This window comes from Kocuria carniphila, from assembly GCF_004136555.1.
In the GTDB taxonomy this organism is placed as follows: domain Bacteria; phylum Actinomycetota; class Actinomycetes; order Actinomycetales; family Micrococcaceae; genus Kocuria; species Kocuria carniphila.
Map to the genome: position 1 here is coordinate 79,306 of NZ_NOIT01000010.1, position 21,502 is coordinate 100,807.

At 63.0% G+C, this 21,502-nt stretch carries 19 protein-coding genes; 9 read left to right on the forward strand and 10 right to left on the reverse strand.

Going from position 1 to position 21,502, the window contains the following annotated elements; all coding sequences use genetic code 11:
- The first annotated feature begins 78 nt into the window (after positions 1-78).
- From EWV37_RS08765 to EWV37_RS08775, 3 genes are all read left to right on the forward strand, one after another.
- Positions 79-885, forward strand: a complete 807-nt coding sequence (locus EWV37_RS08765; protein ID WP_095798379.1) for an alpha/beta hydrolase — start codon at positions 79-81, stop codon at positions 883-885.
- Positions 882-1,304, forward strand: coding sequence for a hypothetical protein (locus tag EWV37_RS08770; RefSeq protein WP_129701078.1), 423 nt, complete (start codon positions 882-884; stop codon positions 1,302-1,304). The genes EWV37_RS08765 and EWV37_RS08770 overlap by 4 nt, the downstream gene beginning before the upstream one ends.
- A gap of 100 nt (positions 1,305-1,404) precedes the next feature.
- The gene (locus EWV37_RS08775; protein ID WP_129701080.1) at positions 1,405-3,213 is read left to right on the forward strand and encodes an AMP-dependent synthetase/ligase; all 1,809 of its coding nucleotides are present in this window, start codon (positions 1,405-1,407) and stop codon (positions 3,211-3,213) included.
- Between the two features lie 161 nt (positions 3,214-3,374).
- Here EWV37_RS08775 and EWV37_RS08780 read toward each other — a convergent pair whose 3' ends face one another.
- Both EWV37_RS08780 and EWV37_RS08785 read right to left on the reverse strand, forming a co-directional pair.
- Positions 3,375-4,793 (reverse strand): mycothione reductase, encoded by a 1,419-nt coding sequence (locus tag EWV37_RS08780; RefSeq protein ID WP_095798376.1) that lies wholly within the window; start codon positions 4,791-4,793, stop codon positions 3,375-3,377.
- A 34-nt stretch (positions 4,794-4,827) separates the two neighbouring features.
- On the reverse strand, positions 4,828-8,277 hold the full coding sequence (locus EWV37_RS08785) for a pyruvate carboxylase (protein WP_129701082.1): 3,450 nt from the start codon (positions 8,275-8,277) through the stop codon (positions 4,828-4,830).
- 220 nt (positions 8,278-8,497) lie between these two features.
- On the opposite strand from EWV37_RS08785, the gene EWV37_RS08790 reads away from it, so the two are divergent.
- Together EWV37_RS08790 and EWV37_RS08795 are read left to right on the forward strand one after the other, a co-directional pair.
- On the forward strand, positions 8,498-9,289 hold the full coding sequence (locus tag EWV37_RS08790; RefSeq protein ID WP_095798374.1) for a ParA family protein: 792 nt from the start codon (positions 8,498-8,500) through the stop codon (positions 9,287-9,289).
- A gap of 56 nt (positions 9,290-9,345) precedes the next feature.
- Entirely contained in the window at positions 9,346-10,077 is a 732-nt protein-coding gene (locus EWV37_RS08795; RefSeq protein ID WP_129701084.1) for a dienelactone hydrolase family protein, read from the forward strand.
- A gap of 131 nt (positions 10,078-10,208) precedes the next feature.
- Here the strand turns inward: EWV37_RS08795 and EWV37_RS08800 are convergent, their stop codons facing one another.
- The 5 genes from EWV37_RS08800 to gcvH all read right to left on the reverse strand — a co-directional run bounded on the left by EWV37_RS08800 (position 10,209) and on the right by gcvH (position 13,131).
- Complete coding sequence (locus EWV37_RS08800) at positions 10,209-10,751, reverse strand: MerR family transcriptional regulator (protein ID WP_238663186.1); 543 nt, start codon at positions 10,749-10,751, stop codon at positions 10,209-10,211.
- 229 nt (positions 10,752-10,980) lie between these two features.
- Positions 10,981-11,496, reverse strand: coding sequence for a bifunctional nuclease family protein (locus EWV37_RS08805; RefSeq protein ID WP_371514755.1), 516 nt, complete (start codon positions 11,494-11,496; stop codon positions 10,981-10,983).
- Positions 11,497-12,261 carry a transcriptional regulator FtsR gene (gene ftsR, locus EWV37_RS08810; RefSeq protein WP_095798371.1) on the reverse strand — a complete coding sequence of 255 codons (765 nt, stop codon included), beginning with the start codon at positions 12,259-12,261 and terminating at the stop codon, positions 11,497-11,499.
- A gap of 8 nt (positions 12,262-12,269) precedes the next feature.
- The gene (locus EWV37_RS08815; protein WP_129701088.1) at positions 12,270-12,713 is read right to left on the reverse strand and encodes an FHA domain-containing protein; all 444 of its coding nucleotides are present in this window, start codon (positions 12,711-12,713) and stop codon (positions 12,270-12,272) included.
- 31 nt (positions 12,714-12,744) lie between these two features.
- Entirely contained in the window at positions 12,745-13,131 is a 387-nt protein-coding gene (gcvH, locus tag EWV37_RS08820; RefSeq protein WP_095798369.1) for a glycine cleavage system protein GcvH, read from the reverse strand.
- 39 nt (positions 13,132-13,170) lie between these two features.
- On the opposite strand from gcvH, the gene EWV37_RS08825 reads away from it, so the two are divergent.
- Positions 13,171-14,532, forward strand: coding sequence for a TrkH family potassium uptake protein (locus EWV37_RS08825; RefSeq protein ID WP_338032819.1), 1,362 nt, complete (start codon positions 13,171-13,173; stop codon positions 14,530-14,532).
- Positions 14,533-14,558: 26 nt separating this feature from the next.
- Positions 14,559-15,248, forward strand: a complete 690-nt coding sequence (locus EWV37_RS08830; RefSeq protein ID WP_095798367.1) for a potassium channel family protein — start codon at positions 14,559-14,561, stop codon at positions 15,246-15,248.
- A 12-nt stretch (positions 15,249-15,260) separates the two neighbouring features.
- On the opposite strand, the gene EWV37_RS08835 is transcribed toward EWV37_RS08830, so the two are convergent.
- Positions 15,261-16,304: a CobW family GTP-binding protein gene (locus tag EWV37_RS08835; protein ID WP_238663180.1), complete on the reverse strand. Its 1,044-nt coding sequence runs from the start codon at positions 16,302-16,304 to the stop codon at positions 15,261-15,263.
- 1,326 nt (positions 16,305-17,630) lie between these two features.
- Between EWV37_RS08835 and EWV37_RS08840 the strand changes: the two genes are divergently transcribed.
- The gene (locus tag EWV37_RS08840) at positions 17,631-19,091 is read left to right on the forward strand and encodes an anion permease (protein WP_238663181.1); all 1,461 of its coding nucleotides are present in this window, start codon (positions 17,631-17,633) and stop codon (positions 19,089-19,091) included.
- A gap of 55 nt (positions 19,092-19,146) precedes the next feature.
- Here EWV37_RS08840 and EWV37_RS08845 read toward each other — a convergent pair whose 3' ends face one another.
- Both EWV37_RS08845 and EWV37_RS08850 read right to left on the reverse strand, forming a co-directional pair.
- Complete coding sequence (locus tag EWV37_RS08845; RefSeq protein WP_129701090.1) at positions 19,147-20,232, reverse strand: FAD-dependent oxidoreductase; 1,086 nt, start codon at positions 20,230-20,232, stop codon at positions 19,147-19,149.
- Positions 20,229-21,260, reverse strand: a complete 1,032-nt coding sequence (locus EWV37_RS08850) for an LLM class flavin-dependent oxidoreductase (protein WP_129701092.1) — start codon at positions 21,258-21,260, stop codon at positions 20,229-20,231. The genes EWV37_RS08845 and EWV37_RS08850 overlap by 4 nt, the downstream gene beginning before the upstream one ends.
- Positions 21,261-21,349: 89 nt before the next feature.
- On the opposite strand from EWV37_RS08850, the gene EWV37_RS15490 reads away from it, so the two are divergent.
- Complete coding sequence (locus tag EWV37_RS15490; RefSeq protein ID WP_165189337.1) at positions 21,350-21,502, forward strand: hypothetical protein; 153 nt, start codon at positions 21,350-21,352, stop codon at positions 21,500-21,502.

Here is a 21,502-nt window from a genome sequence, read left to right on the forward strand (position 1 = left end):
GCGCGGATCAGCAGTGCGCGTATCGGATTCCCCGCTGGATTCTCTCACGACAATTGCTCGGACTGGCACAATGGCGCCATGAGCTTCGATCCCGCCACACACGGCCATCAATTCTTCCCGGGTTCCGCGTCCGTGGGCGTGCTGGTACTGCATGGTTTCACCTCCACGACCGCCTCGGTCATCGAGTGGGCGCGCGCCATTCACCAAGCCGACGACGCCGCCGGCCGCCACCCGTCCGTGTCCGTTCCGTTGTTGCCCGGTCACGGCACCACGTGGGAAGACCTGGCCAAGGAGAGCTGGCACGCGTGGCGTGACGCCGTGGATGAGGAGTACTGGGCATTACGCTCCCGGCACGAGCACGTGGTGGTGTGCGGCCTGTCGATGGGCGGCGCGTTGGCGGTTCAGCTGGCCGCACGATATCCGGTGGCGGGTCTTTTGAAGGTGAACCCCGCACTGGCTCTGACGAATCGCGCGGCCGCGTACAGCCACGTTGTCAAGCACGTGGTGCCTTCCGTTCCGGGGATCGGTAGCGACATCAACCGGCCTTCCAAGGGTGAGACCACCTACGACCGCACACCCGTGGCCGCCGTAGCGCAACTCAATATCCTGATTCGCCAGGCGATCAAGACCCTGCCCGCCGTTACAGCGCCGGCCATCGTGTTCCGTTCTACGACAGACCGGATTGTGGCCGACGCCTCTGTTGACCTGATCCGCGAGCGCAGCGCGGGCCCGGTGGAGGTCATTGCGCTGCCCAACAGTTTTCACGTGGCCACCATGGACTACGACCAGGGCTTGGTGGAGACGGCCTCCCGCCATGCGGTGCAGAACCTCATGCGGGGCTTTGGTCTGACGGTCGAGACGGGCCGAGCGGCGGCGTCGGCGTGAGCAAACGAGACCCCGAGGATCCCCAGCCGGACGACGATTTCCGCCGCATCATCGAGGGCAACGACTGGGAGAACGTGCCCCGCGACGATGAGGACGCCGAGCCGTGGGCGGACGAGATTCCATGGGAACCGGCGGAGCAACCCGCGACCGAAGTGCCGCTCGAACTCTTCGAATCCGAGGAGGACGAGTCCTACAACCCCGATCCCGGTGATATCACCCGCGGCGTGAGCGCCAAGATGATGCGGGCCGTTACGGTGATCCTGGCGGTCCTCGTGATCATGATCGGCTTGGCTGCGCTGCCGGGCCCGCTGCCCACGGTGGTGTGGGCTGCAGGTGTCGCCGGAGTGATCGGTGGCCTGTACCTCGTGTATCGCGCCCTGCCCGAAGATCCCCGCGATGACGACGGCGCGGTGGTCTGAATGAATGTGCCGCTTCAAAGGTGGACACGTCCATAAATGCCACATCATGACCTGGATCACACAGTAGGCTGGCTCCATATCTCCACGAAGAAGGTGCTAAATGAGACGCGTGAGCGTACCCCCCGTAGTTGACCCGCTTCCGCACAACAGCGTGGCCGAGATCCTGGCCCGCCAAGCGAGCGAGAACCCGGACATTGTCCTGTACACGATCCTCCATGAAGGCAAGGAACGCGACGTAACGGCGCGTCAGTTCCGCGAAGAAGTCATTGCCGTGGCACGAGGCCTGGCCGCCCGGGGTATTCAGCCCGGGGACCGCATAGGCATCCTGAGCCGCACGCGCTACGAGTGGTCGCTCGTGGACTTCGCCCTGTGGTGGGTGGGCGCGGTTCCCGTGCCCGTGTACGACACGTCCTCCCCGGATCAGATCGCCTGGATCCTGTCGGACTCCGAGTCCAAGGCGATCTTCGTCGAAACCGATGAGCTCGCGGAGCGCGTCGAGGCGGCCGCCGCCATCACGCCGTTCGCAGCGTCCTCACGGATCTGTGTCTTCGACACTGCCGATCCCAAGTCGTCCTTGGAAACCTTCATTGCCGAAGGTGCCGACCGGACCGATTTGGAGGACCCGCACGACGGTGATTCTCTGGATCGGACCGCCACCATCATTTACACCTCGGGTACTACCGGGCCGCCCAAGGGTTGCGAGCTCACGCACCGAAACTTTATTGGGTGCTCGGCCAACACGATTCCCGTTGCGTCTGAGGTGATCTATCCCGGTGCCCGCACGCTGATGTTCCTTCCGCTGGCTCACGTGTTCGCACGTTTCGTGGAAGTCGTCGCGGTGGACGCCGGTGTCACCCTGGCGCACACCCCGGACGTCTCCGGACTGATGGAGGACCTGGGTCGCTTCAAACCCACGTTCATCCTTGCCGTACCGCGCGTGTTCGAGAAGATCTTCGTGGGCGCGCGCCTGAAGGCTGCCGCTGCGTCCCCGGTCAAGAAGTTGATCTTCGCCCGTGCCGTAGCAGTGGCGGTCGAGTGGTCCAAGGCTTCGCAGGCGGGCAAGGTTTCGCCGTTGCTCGAGGCTCAGCATCGTCTGTACGACAAGCTCGTCTACTCCACGCTGCGCAACGCCATGGGTGGCGACGTGCGCTATGCGGTATCCGGAGGTGCACTCCTGGGTGCGCGCCTGGGGCACTTCTTCAACGGCATCGGCGTGTACGTGGTGGAGGGTTACGGTCTGACCGAGACCACCGCACCCATCTCCGCGAACTTCCCGAGCATCAACCGCCTGGGTACCGTGGGCCACCCGATCCCGGGCCATGAGATCGCCATCGCTCACGACGGCGAGATCCTGGTGCGCGGCAACAACGTGTTCCACGCGTACCACGGCATGCCGGACAAGACCGCAGAAAGCTTCATCGACGGTTGGTTCGCCACCGGTGACCTGGGTGTCCTCGACGAAGAAGGCATCCTCACCGTGACCGGTCGCAAGAAGGAAATCATCGTGACGGCTGCGGGCAAGAACGTGGTCCCCAATACCCTGGAGGATCCCATCCGAGCTTCGGCCACCGTGGGTCAGATCATCGTGCTGGGCGACAACAGGTCATTCATTTCCGCGCTCATCACGTTGGACCCGGACACCCTGCCCAAGATCCTGCCGACCCTGGGCCTGGACTCCTCGCTCACACCCGCTCAGGCGGCCAAGGAGCCGGCAGTCATCGACCACGTACAGAAGATCGTGGACCACGCCAACGCCAAGGTGTCCCGCGCCGAGAGCATCCGTAAGTTCACCATCCTGGATCGTGACTTCACCATCGAGGACGGTTATCTGACGCCCTCCATGAAGCTCAAGCGCCCCAAGGTCATTGAGGACTTCTCGGACGAGATTGAGGCGATCTACGCCAAGTAAGTCTTGGCGCATAGCTCACCATGACAGAGCGGGGCCCTGCGGATCAGTGATCCACCGGGCCCCGCTCTGTCATGGCCCTGCCACGTGGCGACACCGAGTGGCTTGCTTACATCGCGACCTGTCCCAACCGCCGGCGAGAATCAACTATCGGTCGATGACGCTCAGCGTTGCTCCGGCACGTCCAGCCCTAGCAGCGCGTTCTCGACCACTTCGGCCAGTGCCGGGTGAATCCAGTACTGACCGCGAGCCATTTCGTGGGCCGTCTGACCGAAGGACATGGCCTGGATGAGCGGCTGAATCAAGTTGGACGAGTCCTTACCGATCAAGTGCGCGCCCAGCAGCAATCCGGTCTTCCTGTCCGCAATCAGTTTGCAGATTCCCACGGAGTCCTCCATGGCCCAGCCGTAGGCAACATCGCCGAAGTTCTGTTCCTTGACGGTGATGCCCGTGTCGTTCTGCTCGGCCCAGACGCGTGCCTGTTCCTCCGTCATACCCACAGTGGCGATCTGTGGCTCGGTGAACACCGCGGAGGGCACGAACCGGTGATCGGTTGCACGCAGGTCATCGGGGTGGACCACGTTGTGCGAAACCGTGCGCGCCTCCGCGTTGGCCACGTGCTTGAGCTGGTACGGAGAGCAGATATCGCCCAGAGCCCAGAGGCCTTCAACGGGTTGATCATCGCTGAGCACGCGCTGGTACTCGTCCACGGCCAACAGACCGGAATCGTAGACATCCAGGTTTGCCGCCTCCGGATTCAGTGTGTCCGAGTTGGGCACGCGGCCGGTGGCCACGAGCACCACGTCCGCCGTACCTTCCCAGGTCTCCAGGGATTCGTCCGACGCCGCCGCGGTCACCGTGAGCTTGCCGTCCGGGGTCTGCTCGATGCCGGTGATGGAACGGTTCAGTTGCAGGTCCCATTGCAGGGCGGCCTCGCGCTTGAAGCGCTCGGCAATCGTGTGGTCGTGTTGGCGCAAAAGTCGTTCGGACCGGTTGAGTTGGGTGACCTTGGATCCCAGCCCGTTGAACACGTGGCAGAACTCGGCGGCAATATAGCCACCGCCCACCACGATGATCGACTCGGGCAACTCGTCCAGGCGCATCACGGTGTCCGAGGTGTGCACGCCAGGAAGATCAATACCGGGAACGTCCGGGAGCTGAACCCTGGAGCCGTTCGCCAGGACAATCTGGGGCGCGGTGATCTGCTCCCCCGATTCCGTTTCCAACACCTTGGGCGCCACGAAGTGCACGTATTCCTGGATCACGGTCACGTTGTCCAGGGATTTTCGGTAGGTCAGACCCCCGTTGGCGATGGCGTCGATGCGGCTGAAAATCCGATCCCGCATGGCCTGCCAATCCACGGAGTCCCTGGATGCGTGCACCCCGAGACGGGAAGCATCCAGAGCCTCACGGGCCACCGTGGCCGGGTACACGTACATCTTGGTGGGGATGCACCCCACGTTGAGGCACGTGCCACCAAAAGTACCCGGTTCCACGATGGCCACGTCCAGATTGTGGTACTCCTCCGTGAGGATGGAATTACCGGAGCCAGAGCCAACAATGATGAGATCGAATTCGCGCATGGATCCCATCCTAAATAGCTTGGCAAATCAGCGATCAGGCGGGGTCGATCACCAGCACCAAGTCGCCGCCGCTCACCTGCGCCACGTCCCTCAAAGCCACGCGGGACACGGTTCCGCCGGTGGGCGTGGTGATGGAGGCTTCCATTTTCATGGCTTCGATGGTGGCCACCGCCTGACCCGGCTCCACGGTGTCGCCCTCGGCAACCGTGACCGTGACGGCCCCGGCAAACGGCGCAGCCACGTGACCCGGATTGGCGGAATCGGCCTTCTCGAGCTCCACGGAGTCCGTCTTGACGGAGTTGTCCCGGATTTCCAGCAGGCGCAGCTGGCCGTTCAGTGTGACCATCACGGTGCGCATGCCCTTGTCGTCCGGCTCCGAAATCGCCTGCAGGGTTACGAGCAGCCGCACTCCCTTGCCCAACGAGATCACGTGCTCGAAGTCCTGGCGCAGACCGTAGAGGAAGTCACGCGTGTGCAGCACGGACAGGTCTCCGTACTTGACCTGTGAGGCCTCGAACTCCTTGGTCGGCGCGGCGAACAGCAACCGGTTCAGCGTGGCCCGGCGGACCTCACCCGGCTGGTTCAATCCTTCCTGGTCCTCATCGCTCAGTTCCTTGTCGCCCAGGGTCACGTTGCGACCCTTGAGTGCCTTGGAACGGAACGGCTCGGGCCAGCCCGCGGGCGGGGTTCCGAGTTCACCGGCCAGGAAGTTGATCACGGAGTCCGGGATGTCGAACTTGTTGGGGTTGGACTCGAACTCGGCCGGGTCCACGTCCATACCCACGAGCTGCAGCGCCAGGTCACCCACGACCTTGGAGGACGGGGTCACCTTGACCAGGTGGCCCAGCATCTTGTCCGCGGCGTAGTACATGTCCTCGATGGCCTCGAACTTCTCCCCCAGGCCCAGTGCAATCGCCTGCTGACGCAGGTTGGAGAGCTGGCCACCCGGAATCTCGTGACGGTACACGCGACCCGTGGGGCTGTTGAGTCCCGACTCGAAAGGCTTGTAGATCCCACGCACGACTTCCCAGTACGGCTCCAAGTCGCTCACGGCGTCCAGGCCCAGGTTGGTGTCGCGCTCGGTGTTCTCGAGGGCGGCCACCAACGCGGAGGCCGAAACCTGCGACGTCGTACCCGCCATCGAAGCCGAGGCGACGTCCACGGCGTCGACACCCGCTTCCGAAGCGGCCATCAACGTGGCCAACTGGCCGCCCGCGGTGTCGTGGGTGTGCAGGTGCAGCGGGAGGTCGAAGCGTTCGCGCAGTGCGGTGACCAGCTTGCGGGCGGCCTCCGGACGCAGCAGTCCGGCCATGTCCTTGATCGCCAGGATGTGGGCGCCCGCATCCACGCACTTCTGCGCCAGATCCAGGTAGTAGTCGAGGGTGTAGACCTCTTCGTTGGGATCCAGGAGATTACCCGTGTAACACAGGGCGACTTCCGCCACAGCAGTTCCGGTCTCCCGGACGGCCTCGATCGCGGGGCGCATTTGCTCCACATCGTTGAGTGCGTCGAAGATCCGGAAGATGTCCACGCCAGTCTCGGCGGCCTCGGCGACGAACGCGTTGGTCACTTCGGCCGGATACGGCGTGTAGCCCACGGTATTGCGACCGCGCAGCAGCATTTGGATGGGGATGTTGGGCATGGCCTCGCGCAGGCGGCGCAGGCGATCCCAGGGGTCCTCACCCAAGAAGCGCAGAGCGACGTCGTAGGTGGCACCGCCCCAGGCCTCGACCGAGAAGAGGCCCGGCAGCGTGTGAGCGTAGGCGGGTGCGGCCGCGAGCAGGTCGCGGGTACGTACACGAGTTGCCAACAGTGACTGGTGAGCGTCACGGAAGGTGGTGGACGTGACGGCCAGCGGCTTGTACTCGCGCAGTTCCTGGGCGAAACCCTCCGGGCCCTTCTCCTGAAGCACCTGACGCCAACCGGCCGGGGGTTCGTGGCTCGACGCGCCGTCGAAGGGGCTGCGGTAGGGCTCGTCCGACTTGTCGCCGGGGTAGTGCGGGAGCTTGGTGCGCGGGTCGATCCCGTCCACGCGATCACCGTTGGGCTTGTTGACCGTGACTTCGGCCAGGTAGGTCAACGCACGCGTCGCACGGTCCGCGGAGGTCTTGCCCTTCAGCAGTTCGGGGTGATTCTCGATGAAGTCCGTGGCCACGTCCCCGGCGATGAAATCGGGGTCGTCCAGCACGGACTGCAAGAACTGAATATTGGTCGCGATACCGCGAATTCGGAACTCCGCCAGAGCACGGCGCGCGCGGTGAACGGCGGTCGTGTAATCAATGCCGCGACACGTGAGCTTCACGAGCATCGAATCGAAGTGCGGCGAGATCTCGGCGCCGGCGTAGAGCGTACCGCCGTCCAGTCGGACACCCGCGCCACCGGCGGAACGGTAGGCCGACACCTTGCCGACGTCCGGGCGAAATTCGTTGGCCGGATCCTCCGTGGTGATACGGCACTGCAGGGCCGCGCCGCGAACGCGCAGGTTGTCCTGGCTGATCCCCAGGTCCGCCAGCGTCTCGCCTGCGGCGATGCGCAACTGCGCCTGCACCAGGTCGATGTCCGTGACTTCCTCGGTCACGGTGTGCTCCACCTGGATGCGCGGGTTCATTTCGATGAACACGTGCTCACCGGCGCGCTCACCGGCGGTGTCCACGAGGAACTCCACGGTTCCGGCGTTGACGTATCCCAATTCCTTGGCGAACTTCACGGCGTCGCGGTGCAAGGCCTGGCGGATGTCCTCGTCCAGATTGGGCGCCGGGGCGATCTCGATAACCTTCTGGTGGCGACGCTGGAGTGAGCAGTCACGTTCGAACAGGTGCACCACATTGCCCTCGTTGTCCGCGAGGATCTGCACTTCGATGTGCCGGGGGCGCAGCACGGCCTGCTCAATGAAAACGGTGGGATCTCCGAACGCGGTATCCGCTTCGCGCATGGCCGCGTCAAGGGCACCTGGCAGGTCCTTGGACGTCTCCACACGGCGCATACCGCGACCGCCACCACCGGCGACGGCCTTGACGAACAGCGGGTAGCCGATCTTCTCGGCCTCTTCGATCAGGGCCTCCCTGTCCGCCGAAGGTTCCGTCGATTGCAACGTGGGGATACCCGCGCGCTTCGCTGCGCGCAGGGCCTCGACCTTGTTGCCCGCAAGTTCCAGGATGTCCGCCTTGGGCCCGACAAATTTAATGCCCGCGGCATCAGCGGCGCGGGCAAGATCGGGGTTCTCGGACAGGAAGCCGTAACCGGGGTAAATGGCATCAGCGCCGGATTCTTTGGCAACTCGAACGATCTCATCGACGTCCAAGTAGGCGCGCACAGGATGGCCCTCTTGGCCGATGGGGTACGCCTCGTCAGACTTCTGACGGTGGATGGAATTGCGGTCTTCATGCGGGAACACAGCCACGGTTTTCGCGCCGAGTTCATATGCGGCACGAAATGCACGGATAGCGATTTCGCCGCGATTAGCCACCAGGATTTTGGAGAACATGTACTGCCGTTCCGCACCCCCGGACCAGTGGGCCTCAAAGGGCGCTGCGTTAGAAAGCGAACTAGCTGTCTCAGCATACGTGAGACCTACATCATACCTATGGACTGACCACACCATGTAAGGGAACTGGTCAATCTGTGACGAAAAGACTATGGGTCCAGCCGTTAGCATGGACAGGGTTGTGTCCCGGTGACCGGGGCACCGTACGGGAGAGGTCGAAGTGCAGATCGTCAGCATCAGCAGCCTTAAAGGCGGCGTGGGTAAATCATCGGTAACTCTGGGCCTGGCTTCGGCGGCCTTGGAAGCGGGCATCCCCAGCCTGGTCATCGATCTGGACCCCCACGCGGATGCTTCGACGGCCCTGGGCGTGCACGCCCAACCCTCCCGAGACATCGGTTCGCTTCTCCGCAAGCCCAAAAAGGGCGCTGTGTCCAAGATCACAGTGCAGTCTTCGTGGACCGAGCACCCGATCACGCCCGAGTCCTACCCCCGGACCACCCTGGACGTAGCACCGGGCTCCGCCGCGTCCTCCCACCTGGACCGCTCCGGCTTCACGGTCAAGGATCTCAAGCGCCTCGAAACCGTGATCCAGGGCGTGGACAAGTACGAGTTGGTGCTCATCGACTGCCCGCCGAGCCTCACCGCGCTGACGCGCATGGCCTGGGCCGCTTCACACAAGGTGCTCTCCGTAGCCGAGCCGTCACTGTTCTCCGTGGCCGGTACCAAGCGTACGATGACCGCACTGGCCCAGTTCGAGGGTTCCAAGCTCTGGGCCGTACCCGCCGCAGGTGTGATCGTGAACCGGGCTCGCGACGATTTCTCCGAACACGCGCACCGCATCAGTGAACTCCACGAGTTGTTCGGTGAGCTCTTGGTACAACCGACCCTCCCGGATGCTCCCGTCATGCAGCAGGTTCAAGGTGCGGCATGGCCCGTGCACAGGTGGCCCGGCGAACAAGCAGCGGTCCTGGCCGAGCGATTCAGCACCATCCTGACCGGCCTACTCAAGTAGTCACCGGCTCGCCACAGACTCGGCGCCGGTCGGGAACATTTCCGAAAGGTGCCATCATGCACTTCACGTCTCAACACCGTCTCGACGGCGGAATCGTCGAACGAGAGTTCAACCATCACGGGATCCCTGGCATCTTGTGGATACCGGCTTCCTCCTCGGCGCCCGTTCCGCTGATCCTGCTCGGTCACCCCGGTGGCTTACCGGGAATGTACCCCCGGCTGCTCGGAAGGGCCCGGCGTAGCGCCGCAGATGGCTTTGCTTCGGCCACCATCGAGCTGCCTGGGGGCGGGGGTCGGCCACAAGAGCTTGCCATCGAGGCCGCCCGCAGCGATCTGGTGCACGCATTGAAAGCCGGGGAACCGGTGTCCGAGGACATTATTGACCGGCTCATCCTGCCACTTGTCGAGCAGGCCGTTCCGGAATGGCAATTGACGATGGATGCGCTGCTATCGCTGCCGGAGATCGACGGGCCCGTGGGCTACTCGGGTGGCGTGCTTGCCCTGGGTGTTCGGCTCGCCGTGGTCGAACCACGGATCACGGCCGCCGGCCTGTTCGCCGGCAGCTTCGTGCCGACCTCGACACTCGAGGAAGCCCGCCGGGTCACCGTTCCGGTTCATGTTCTGCTGCAGTGGGACGATGAAGGCAATGATCGGCAGCAAGCACTGGAGCTGTTCGACGCCCTGGGCTCCGCCCAGAAGACCCTTCAGGCCAATATGGGCGGCCACACTGGCGTGCCTTCTTTCGCCGCCGACGACGCCGCTCAATTCTTCGCCCGACACCTCACCTGAGGCTCCTACGCCCGCCACATGCCGCGCCGTCGAACCCGCCGCCAGCTGGCACCCTCACAACCGCCGCCCACGACGAACGCCGCCACGAACCCATGGGTTCATAGCGGCGTTCAAAATCTCGATCGTCGGCGTCAGCCGGCATTCTGCTTACGGCGGCGGGCCCGTCGGGCGGAGAGCTCGTCCTCCGGGAACTCTTCGGCGGCGTCGTCGGCGGTGACGCCGGTGTGCTCGGAAGGCATCGACGCCAAGGCGCCCTCGATCTCGCGCCAGACGCGGCCCACCGCAATACCGAAGACACCCTGACCGCCCTGAACCAGGTCAATGACCTCGTGGGGTGAGGTGCATTCGTACACGCTGGCGCCGTCGGACATCAAGGTCAATTGCGTGAGGTCTTCGATCCCGCGCAGGCGCAGAGCACTCACCGCGGAACGAATCTGCTGCAGGGAGACGCCGGTGTCCAGGAGTCGTTTGACGACCTTGAGAACCAAGATGTCGCGGAAGGAGTAGAGCCGCTGGGAACCGGAACCCTTGGCGCCGCGCACCGTGGGCTCGACCAGACCGGTGCGTGCCCAGTAGTCGAGCTGTCGGTAGGTGATGCCGGCGGCCTTGCAGGCCGTAGGCCCGCGGAATCCGACGGTCTCGTCAAAACTGACCAGATCTTCGTCGAAGAGCATCCCCTGTGTTCCGCCCGTGAGGGAGGTCTGGAGCGGATCTGCTGCGTCCAGCGGCAGGTTTCCGTGGCTCACATATCCTCCTCGGGATCGGCTGGGGTGGTTCATGGCGGAGCGACCAGATGGTGTTCTCGGTGCTGATTAGACGGTAGACCTCGGGGTGCGGCGGGTCAAAGACATCCGCGCGGGTCCTCAACGTGTCGCAGAGTCAGTCTGCTTGCTGACGCACTGGTCAGGTCTGGAAATCGTCCGGGTCCACGTGGTCCAGAAAGTCACGGAACTCACGCACCTGGGCGTCGGCTTCGGCCTGGTCCGGGGCGGTCTGTTCGCGCAGTTCTCCGTCCGCGCTGAGCACCAGTCCGGAATCGTCCAGGACGGACTGCGCACACACGATCTGGCACTTGGTCCGCACGGCCACCGCGAGCGCGTCCGAGGCTCGGGCATCCACCACGGTGCCCTGGTCGAATTCAATGGCGGCGTGGAACACGGTGTCCTCCACGGTGTGGATCACCACCCGGTTGATGTTTCGGCCGACCGCGTCCACCACGGAAATCAGTAGGTCATGGGTGAGCGGCCTGGGCGGCTTGATGCCCTGCATTGCGAAGACGATCGACGTCGCCTCGTTGGTACCCACCCAGATGGGCAGGTGTCGGGAACCATTGAGCTCGCGCAGGACTACCACCGGTTGTCCAGTGGGCACGTCCATGCGGACGCCAGCAACTTCCATGGGTACGTCCGGGGAGGCCACCTATCGCTCCTGTTCGAATGGACGGAGGGTGTCTTTGAGCTGGGAGTTCACGAGCGCCGTGGTCATGGTGAGGCACAGTGACGCGATCTCCCGTGCCCGTTGCGGGGCTTTCTCGCGGGACACCGGGTCACGACGGCTGATCAGCGGGGCGATGGTGCCCTCCACCAATCCGATCATGCGCTCCGAAGCACCTCGCAAGGCCCTCAGGTGCCGCGGTTCAATCCCATACGCGCTCAGTCGCTTGGCCGTAGCCGCCACTGTGAGCGAGTAGTCGTCGAAATATCCCGAGCGCTCCACGAGCCACCCGTTGTTCATCAGCTCGCGCAGCAGCGTGGTTTCGGCGCCTGTGCGCGCGGCCACTTCACGCAGGGTGTAGCGCCGCCCCGACATTCGGACCGCACTGGCCATTGCCTGCTGCGGATCTTGCGGTTCGTTGGCCGGAGCGGACGACGTCGCTCGCTCACTTTGGCGCGGCTCCTGCGGTTCCGCGTCCGCTCCCGGATCCTCCCCTCGATCCAACCGGTCACGAATGACCTTGAGCGGGAGGTACCGCTCCTGCTGCAGGCGCAGCACCGTAGCCAACCGTTCGATGTCTTCTTCCGAGTACTTGCGATACCCCGAGGGCGTGCGGTGCGGACGCACCAACCCTTGGTCCTCCAAAAAGCGGATCTTAGAGGCGGACAGGCCGGGGAACTCAGGCTGCAATTGCCGCAGAAGTACCCCGATACCCACCAGCGAGGTATGCGAGTGACCGGATTCAGGCATGAGGAGTGTCAGGAGTCCTTTTGTACGGAGTGGTAGAAGGTGAAGCGGAACTTGCCGATCTGGACTTCGTCCCCGTTCTCCAACTGCTTGGAGTCCACCCGGTCACCGTTGACGTACGTACCGTTGAGCGAAGACTGGTCAACCAGTTCGTACGAGTTGGAGCGCCGCAGGAAGCCGGCATGCCGGCGAGACACCGTGACGTCGTCCAGGAAAATGGAGCACGCCGGATGGCGTCCTGCAATTATTTCGTCCCGGTCCAACAGGAATCGCGAACCCGTGAGCCCGCCATTGGTTTCGAGCAGCAGCGCTGACCCCGGGGGCAACGCCGCGACAGCATTCTGCTCGCTCTCGGTCATCCTGTGCCGAGCGGCAGTGGAAAGTACATCCGCAACGATCTGAATGGATGTGGTTTCCGGACCCGAGTTAGGTACGGAGTTGTCCTGCTTTGACATAAGTATCTCTCCTGGGTGTGGAGTATGCGGGTCAGTCCAGCTGTTGCTGATACTGGTCAGCGTCCAAGAGGTCCTTGGTCGCCTCCGGAGAATCAGCACGGATCGTGAAGAGCCAGCCGTCCTCGTAGGGGGAAGCGTTCACAGCGCCGGGGTTGTCCTCGAGCTCGGGGTTGACCTCGGTGATCTCACCGGAAACCGGTGCGAACAGGTCACTCACGGACTTGGTGGATTCGATCTCGCCCACAACAGAGCCTGCGGATACTTCATCCCCAACCTGAGGCAAGTCAACAAAGACCACTTCACCCAGTTCGTCCTGGGCATGATCCGTGATGCCCACCCGGTAGGTGTTGTCGTCTTTGAGGTCTTTGACCCATTCGTGCTCCGAGGTGTACGCGAGTTCCGCGGGAATGTTGCTCATGCCGCTCAGTTTAGGGCACGGAGGGTGTAACTTGTCTGCGTGCCTCGCACCTACTTGCGACAACGGCCGGAGATGACACCCTCCCGAACCGCTCGCTTCATTGTTTCGGCTTTCGCCATCGCCCTGGTGGTGGGAACCGGGTTGCTCATGATTCCGGTGGCGTCCACCGGCCCCGGCGGAACCGACCTGCTGACTGCTCTGTTCACCGCAACGTCCTCTTTATGCGTCACCGGTTTGATCACCGTGGACACGGCTACGTACTGGACCCCGTTCGGGCAGACCGTCATTCTGTGCCTCATTCAGGTGGGCGGCCTGGGCGTGATGACTCTGACCACCATGTTGGGTATCGTCCTGGCCCGAAAGTTCGGTCTCTCCATCAAGCTCCTGGCACGAGCGGAGACCAAGTCGTTCGGTTCCGGCCGCGTACGCCATGTGGTGTTGAGGATCGTTGCCACCACGGCCGTGATCGAGTTCGCCGCGGCCGTGTTGCTGTTTCTGAGATTCCTCCTACACTACCACTACTCCCCCGGTCAAGCCGTGGCCCACGCAGTGTTCCATTCCGTCTCCGCGTTCAACAACGCAGGGTTCGCGCTCTACACGCTCAACGTCATGGACTTCAACGAGGACCCGTTCATCTTGTTGCCCTTGGCCGGCTGCGTGATCCTGGGTGGGCTGGGGTTCCCCGTGCTCTATGAACTGCGCCATCATCTTCGGTTGCCGCGGATGTGGTCGATGAATACGCGTCTGGTCCTACTGGCCACGCCCGTTCTACTGGTTGGCGGCACCATATTCATCGCGGTCCTGGAGTGGTCCAATTCCGGCACTTTGGGTCCCCAGCCGGTGGGTTCCAAGATTCTCAATGCTTTCTTCCAATCCACCATTGCCCGCACCGCAGGGTTCAACAGCCTGGACATCGCCCAGATGCATCCGGTGTCCTGGCTCGGCATGGATGTGCTCATGTTCATCGGCGGTGGACCGGCAGGCACCGCGGGTGGCCTGAAGGTCACGACCTTCGGAGTGCTCTTCTTCATCGCATGGACCGAGATCCGCGGCGGTGCGGCCGTTCCCGTTCTGGGCAAGCGGCTCTCCCGATCCGTGCAGCGCGAGGCCATCACGCTGGTGGTGCTCGCCATGGGCGCCGTGATTGCCGGGACCATGTTGCTCATGCTCTCCGACATCGCGCTGGGACTGGACCGCGCACTGTTCGAGGTGGTCTCCGCGTTCGCCACGGTCGGCTTGTCGACTGGTATTACCGCTTCTTTGTCACCGTTCGCGCAGGTCGTCCTCATCTGTCTCATGTTCCTCGGTCGCCTGGGGCCGGTCACGGTAGCCACTGCCCTGGCCGTGGGGCGACAACCACGCGCCTACGAACTCCCCAAAGAGCGTCCGCTCATTGGCTAATGATGTCCCGATCAAAGGTTTGAGTCATGTTCGACAAATTTCGCTCGAGTACCTCTGCTAACCGCACCGACAACGCCGTAGTGGTGATTGGGCTCGGCCGCTTCGGAGGCTCGCTGGCCATGGAATTGATGTCCCGCGGCACCGATGTCATGGGGATCGACATCTCCGATTCCATCGTTCAGTCCTTCAACGGAAAACTCACCTCGGTCGTTCGCGCTGACGCGACCGATGAGGACGTGCTGCGGCAATTGGGCGTGGACGAATTCGAACGCTCAGTGGTGGGGATCGGATCGGACATTCAGGCGAGCATCCTGGTGACATCCCGGCTTTTGAAGTTTCAATGCCCCGAGGTGTGGGCCAAGGCCATTACCGCCCCGCACGCGGAGATTCTCGAACAACTGGGCGTTCATCACGTGGTCAATCCCGAGCGGGACATGGGCGTGCGCACCGCACACCTTATTCAGGGCCACATTCTGGATTTCGTGCCCATCGACCAGGGGTTCGCAATGGTCCGCTGCACCGCCCCGGCATCCGTTCAGCAACGACCCATGGACCTCTTGGACGTCCGACGGCGCTACGGGGTCGCCATTGTCGCGGTCTGCCGACCGGGTGGCACGTGGGAGCCCACCGAGCCGGGCACCATGTTGTACGACGACGATCAGATCCTGGTCACCGGGCCGACCGATCAGGCCGAGCGGTTCTCCAGCATGGGGTGAGTCTTCGTTGCTTTAGGTGCGGAACCGCGTGAGGCGACGCAGCTGCGATGCGGTGGCGGGCGGCGTCGTCAGCGGGAGGCACACTGCGTTAAGTCTTGCCTGCAGATCTGCCCCGTCCAGCTCCAGGCCGATGGCCACGAGCGACGACGCGAGCGGTTCGTCCTTGCCGCGGCTCATCGAATCCACGGTGACGTATCCGGCGACCGAATGGACCACGAAACGGCGTGGGCCGGAACTCGTGACGATGTCGACGATCGCCTTGATCCGATAAACGGAGTCCGGCGGGTCCAGCGCGAACTCGGAGAGCGCCACGGGATCGACCGGACCATCGTGTTCCACGGTGACCGACTGATGGTGCACGTGATGGTGATGGGTGTGATCGTGCTCGGTCTTGGGCTCCCCCAGCGTTTCGCCCGGATTCCACAGGGCCAGTTGACCGAATTCAAGGTCGTCGGACTCGCTTGCGTCCACGAACAACGCGGGGTCGAAGACCCCGTGCGGGGCCTCGATTTTCATGGCGTGGGGATTGGCCTGTTGGATTCTCGTTTCAAGGGCGGTCCTGACCTCCGGATCCGTCACCAAATCCGTCTTGGTCAAGAGAACGACGGCGGCCGCTCGCACGTGCTGCTCCAAATCCCACCCGGCGGCTTCCGCCTGTGGGACGTGCGCGGCATCGACTACCTCGATCAGCCCGCCGAAGCGGATCTTCGGCACGCGCGAATCCATCACGATCCGCAGCAGGGCTGGCGGCTCTGCGACGCCGGAGCCCTCAATGACGATGGCGTCCAGTCGGAGGTCCGGACGCGTCAACTTCTTGAAGGCATCATCCAGCTGCTCGGGGTCGGAGATACAGCACAGACACCCGCCCGCCACGGACACGGGTTCGTCCACCTGACCCGCGACCAGGGCCGCGTCAACGTTCACGTCACCGAAGTCGTTGATGATCACGCCAATGCGCGCACCACTCGCGGCGAGGAATCTATTAAGGACCGTTGTCTTCCCGGCGCCCAGGTATCCGGTGAGGATGAGAACGGGAATGCGCGCGGAGCCGGGCAATGGGACGGGACCTCCTGGTGAGACGGTGGGGTCGCCAGTGTAGTCCGTGACCTGGATTATGCGGGTCGTACGCTCCGTGTGGGCAGATAGAAACCGCCACCGTACTTCAAGGTGAATGGGGTGGCGGTATTCGAAAGCGAAAGTTTACTGGGGCAGCCGCCTAGGCGCAGATGGTGATGTCGCCCAAAGCGGAACCTTGTCCACCACTGAATGTGGGCTCATTTCCACCATAAGTGACCGTAATGGACCTCAGACCGGTGGTACCGAAACTCGTCTGGAAATTTCCGCCCACAGAGTTGGAGGTAGTCCCGAACGCACTCTCCGACGTCAGTGAATACGGGAAATACCACGGGTCTGACGGTGTGCCGGAACCACGGATGTTGGCCAACGTGGAGTTCCTGTTCCCATAGGGGCTCGTCAGAGACGTCTTGGTAGCCGTCACAGTCGATCCATTCGAGGTGGTGCCTTGTACTGACCATGCCTCTTGATAGGAATAGTTATTTCGGACGCTTCCCAAGCGCCAACTTCGAGCCGTTGAAAAATCGTCGAGTGGAACTCGAACATTGAAGACAGTCAAAGGCTGGGTTGCGCTGGAATTGCTAAAGAAGTCCAGTTTGACCGTGGTTGTCGAAGTGGTCATCTGATTGAGCACTAACGAGTTACTACCACTAGTGGTGGTCATACCGTACGTTCCAACGGCAGTTCCCCACGCTGTCTTGCCCACGGTGCGATGATATGTACCCGTAGATCCGGTGGCGGTTCCATCGGTTGGGAATGTCACCCTGGCATACACGGTTGAACCGTTCGCCAAGGTGATGGGAACCATGGATCCACTCACAACCTTGCCACCTGACCGCGGTGCACGATCCCAATCCAAGGTGCCTGTGGTGCAAGAGTCCGGGGATGCCGCAAATGCCGGGGCCGCGGAAGCCAAGATGATTGTCGGCACCGCCCACGCCGTACCCGCCATGACCTTGCGACGCGAAATTCCCGCGTGCGTGGGCTCGGACGATTCTGTTGTGCGGTCGCGCAACGCGTTCACCATTCTGATGTCTCTCCCCGTAGATTCACCGGTGACTCGGACCCCTCCGAACGGCATGCAGCAAGACTCGATTTCTATCAGCCCACTGATGAAAAAGCATATAACAAGTGACCTGAGAGTAGCTACATAAAGAGTCACGTGTCGCCCACGTGACAGGGCGGGACGGCGGCTCGTGACTTGCGGTGATGCATCGAATACCGCACTTATGACGACACGCTTCAAACTGTGGTCAGACCAAGCGTAGAATTGCGGTATCCACCGTGTCGATGCGTTCGGAGCCAGCCATGGGAACTGCACGTGCCACCCGCCCAACAGGTCGTTCAACGGACACCGTCTCCATACTCTGGAAATTCGGCTTCATGCTGGTGGTCGGTGCGGTCATCTTCTTCATTCCCCCACCCGAGGGGGTCGATCCGCGCGGCATGCACATGCTCGGGATCTTTGTGGCCACTATCATCGGGCTGATCCTGCAGCCGCTACCGACACCGTCGCTAACCCTCATCGGCCTGGCCGTGGCCATGGTGACCGGAACCATGAGTGTCCCGGACGGCGAAGCTCTCGCCGGTTTCGCCAACTCCACCGTGTTGCTCATTGTCGCGGCATTCTTCATCGCGGATGGATTTCTGCTCACGGGCTTGGGACGACGCGTGGCGCTCATGTTCGTATCGAGACTCGGTAAATCGCCCATGGGTATCGCCTATGGGATGGCCGCCACTGATCTAATCCTTGCACCGGCGACTCCCTCTAATACCGCTCGCGCGGGTGGTGTGGTCTATCCGATCATCCGGTCGATTGCCGAGGTGCAGAACTCCACACCCGAAACCGATGAGTCCCGCCGCAAGCTCGGCTCCTATCTGACGTTCACGGCGTCGCACGTCAATGTGGTCACCTCCGCCATGTTCGTCACCGCTATGGCGGGTAACCCGGTGGCTCAGCAGGCGGCCATCGACATGGGAATCGAAGTCACGTGGGGTAACTGGGCTCTGGCCGCCATTGTCCCCGGCCTGTTGAGCCTCGCGGTCGTGCCGTGGGCGATGAGCAAGATTTACGGCCCGACCGTCAAGAAAACCCCCGAGGCTCCCGACATGGCCCGGCGCGAGCTCACCACCATGGGCAAGATCTCGCGCGGTGAGATCACCATGATCTTCACCTTCGTTCTACTTCTGGTGCTGTGGATTTTCGGCTCCAGCATCGGTATCGACGCCACCACGGCGGCCTTCGTGGGCATCGCCATCATGCTCCTCACCCGCGTTTTGACGTGGAAGGACATGGCGGCCAACGGATCCGCGTGGAACACCTTGATCTTCTTCGCCGTACTCGTCGGCATGGCCGGCCACCTCAACGACCTGGGCGTGATCGACTGGATCGGCTCCGTGGTCTCCGGAATGGTCGGCGGCATGCCCTGGGGTCTGGCCTTCGGCATCCTGGCGCTCGTCTACTTCTACGTGCACTACCTGTTTGCCTCCAACACCGCACAGATCGTGGCCATGTACGCCGTGTTCCTCGCGGCAGCGGTCGCGGCTGGAACCCCCCCACTGTTCGGTGCCCTGGCCTTCGGTTTCATCGGCAACCTGTTCGGCACCCTGATGCACTACTCCTCCGGCCCGGCCGGCGTGATCTACGGTTCCGGCTACGTGAAGGTCCACGAGTGGGTACGCGTGGCCTTCATCATGTCCATCATCCTGATCCTGATCTGGACCGTGGTGGGCGGCGCATGGATGGCCCTTCTCGGTATGTGGAATTAGAACTGTCCACTGGTACACCAATTTTTAGGGGTATGTGCCTCCCGGAAAACGTTCGTCAGTGCACGAGTTCTCGTTGCTTCTCGGCCTCTAGGGCGCGGACGACGCCGCGCGCCGCCGTCCTGCCCGCACGCGTCGCTCCCAGCGTGGAGGCTGACGAGCCGTAGCCCACCAGGAACACACGTGGATCCGCATCCACGCGCACACCTTCCGTGCGGATACCACCTCCATGCTCGCGGAGATGCAGCGGTCCCAGGTGATCGATCGACGCACGGAAGCCGGTGGCCCACAACACCGCATCGGTGTGTACCTCTTGCCCCGAAGCCAGCAGTACTCCGTCCGGGGTCAGTGCGGTCATGGGGCCAGCCGACACCAAGATCCCCTGATCAATCCCCCGCTGATGCTGCGGAGTCAACGGCAGACCGGTTACTGACACCACGCTCTTGGGTGGCAACCCGGCGCTGGTTCGTTCGCGCACCCGCCGCTCCACATCACGACCCCATTCGGAGTCGAAGGAACGCGGCTCGAACACGGGTTCGCGGCGGGTTACCCACGTAGTCGTTGCCCCGGCCTCATTGAGTTGCAATAAGAACTGCACGGCCGACGTACCGCCACCGACAACCACCACGTGCTGTCCGGCAAATTCTGACGCGGACCAGAAATCCCGCGTATGCAGTTGCCGACCTCGGAACTCGGCACGACCCGGGTACCACGGCCAAAACGGCTTGTCCCACGTACCGGTTGCGTTGATGAGGTACCGCGTGCGGAAGGTGCCGGCATAAGTGTGAACGAGCAGAGCGGCGTCGTCGGCATCGCTGTCCGAATCCACGGAAGAAACCCGGGCCGGGCGAATGACCGGCAGTGAAAAGCGCGCCTCGTACTCCCCGTAGTACCGGGTGACCACGGACGATGCCGGTTCGGTCGGGTCCGGCGTACCCAACGGGAGACCCGGCAGGTCATGGATCCCGTGGGCGGTGCCGAACGTGAGGGAGGGCCATCGGTGCCGCCACGCGCCGCCGGGACCGGGGTTGGCGTCGAGCACCACGAAGTCCTCGTGCGGACGCAACCCGGCCTTGACCAGGTGATAGGCAGCGGACAGACCCGCCTGCCCGGCACCGATGACCACAACCTCTAGCGTGCTCATTCGGACAGCATGTCTTTCACGAGCGGGGCGACCTTGGTGCCGTAAAGCTCGATGCTCTTCGTGATGTTCTCGTGGGACAGCGGACCGGTGCTGACCTTGAGATCGAAGCGGGAGGCACCCAGGGACTTGATGCCCGCGGCAATCTTGCGCGCCACGGTCTCCGGAGAGCCCACGGCCATGGAACCCTGCTTGACCTCGTTCTCGAAGGAATCTCGCGTGGGCGCGGGCCAACCGCGCTCTGCGCCGATGCGGCTGGTCGAGATGACGTACGGCTTGAAGAACTCTTCCATGGCCTGTTCGTCGGTTTCCGCCACGTAGCCGTAGGAGTGGTAGCCCACGGGGTTGCTCTCGGTGTGACCGAACTCGGCGAGCGCGCGGCGGTAGAGGTCAGCGAACGGCGCGAAGCCGTCCACCGGGCCGCCGATGATCGCGAGCATGAGCGGGATGTCGTAGTGGGCCGCGCGCACCACAGACTGGGGGCTGCCACCCACGGCGATCCACGACTTGAGCAGGCCGTGCTCGACGGGCGGATAGAGGGTCACGTCGTTCAGGTTCTGGGTGTGCTTACCGACCCACGACACGGGTTGCTCGGCGCGCAGCTTGACGAACAGGGCGAGCTTCTCCTCGAAGAGTTCCTCGTAGTCCTCCAACTCGTAGCCGAACAGCGGGAAGGACTCGGTGAAGGAGCCGCGACCTAAGATCACTTCAGCGCGTCCGTGGGACAGCGCATCCAACGTGGCGAAGCGCTCGTACACGCGCACGGGATCATCGGAGCTGAGGACTGTCACGGCAGAACCCAGGTGGATGTTCTCGGTGCGGGCGGCAATCGCGGCGAGCACCATTTCCGGTGAGGACACGGCGAAGTCATCGCGGTGGTGCTCTCCCAGGCCGATGAAGTTCAGTCCCACCTGATCGGCGAGCACGCCTTCCTCAACCACATTGCGCACCACCTGAGCGTGCGACAGTGGGTTCTCCTGGGCGTCCCAGGTGACGTCCCCGAAAGTGTCAATGCCAAGTTCAACAGTCATGCCAAGGGAACACTGTGGACACGTCAAGTATTCCGGTGCGCGCTGACCCACTCCCCGGCGTGACCCACACGACTGTTACGATCAAGAGGATGTCTTCACAGCACCCTCACACCCCCGCGGCCTTCGAGCCGATCTTTTGGGTGCTCCCCATTTCTCTGGGGACCAACGGGCAGGTTTCTTCGTGGGGCGCCAATCAGGCCGGTGCTCCGCCGTCATACGCGCTCGCGTCACCACTGGCCTGA

What these genes read in the sequence shown, in the direction of transcription:
- EWV37_RS08765 (WP_095798379.1), top strand. Translation starts at nt 79, where the DNA reads ATGAGCTTCGATCCCGCCACACACGGCCATCAATTCTTCCCGGGTTCC.
- EWV37_RS08775 (WP_129701080.1), top strand. Translation starts at nt 1,405, where the DNA reads ATGAGACGCGTGAGCGTACCCCCCGTAGTTGACCCGCTTCCGCACAAC.
- EWV37_RS08780 (WP_095798376.1), bottom strand. Translation starts at nt 4,793, where the DNA reads ATGCGCGAATTCGATCTCATCATTGTTGGCTCTGGCTCCGGTAATTCC.
- EWV37_RS08785 (WP_129701082.1), bottom strand. Translation starts at nt 8,277, where the DNA reads ATGTTCTCCAAAATCCTGGTGGCTAATCGCGGCGAAATCGCTATCCGT.
- EWV37_RS08795 (WP_129701084.1), top strand. Translation starts at nt 9,346, where the DNA reads ATGCACTTCACGTCTCAACACCGTCTCGACGGCGGAATCGTCGAACGA.
- EWV37_RS08800 (WP_238663186.1), bottom strand. Translation starts at nt 10,751, where the DNA reads ATGCTCTTCGACGAAGATCTGGTCAGTTTTGACGAGACCGTCGGATTC.
- ftsR (WP_095798371.1), bottom strand. Translation starts at nt 12,261, where the DNA reads ATGCCTGAATCCGGTCACTCGCATACCTCGCTGGTGGGTATCGGGGTA.
- EWV37_RS08815 (WP_129701088.1), bottom strand. Translation starts at nt 12,713, where the DNA reads ATGTCAAAGCAGGACAACTCCGTACCTAACTCGGGTCCGGAAACCACA.
- gcvH (WP_095798369.1), bottom strand. Translation starts at nt 13,131, where the DNA reads ATGAGCAACATTCCCGCGGAACTCGCGTACACCTCGGAGCACGAATGG.
- EWV37_RS08830 (WP_095798367.1), top strand. Translation starts at nt 14,559, where the DNA reads ATGTTCGACAAATTTCGCTCGAGTACCTCTGCTAACCGCACCGACAAC.
- EWV37_RS08840 (WP_238663181.1), top strand. Translation starts at nt 17,631, where the DNA reads ATGGGAACTGCACGTGCCACCCGCCCAACAGGTCGTTCAACGGACACC.
- EWV37_RS08845 (WP_129701090.1), bottom strand. Translation starts at nt 20,232, where the DNA reads ATGAGCACGCTAGAGGTTGTGGTCATCGGTGCCGGGCAGGCGGGTCTG.
- EWV37_RS08850 (WP_129701092.1), bottom strand. Translation starts at nt 21,260, where the DNA reads ATGACTGTTGAACTTGGCATTGACACTTTCGGGGACGTCACCTGGGAC.
- EWV37_RS15490 (WP_165189337.1), top strand. Translation starts at nt 21,350, where the DNA reads ATGTCTTCACAGCACCCTCACACCCCCGCGGCCTTCGAGCCGATCTTT.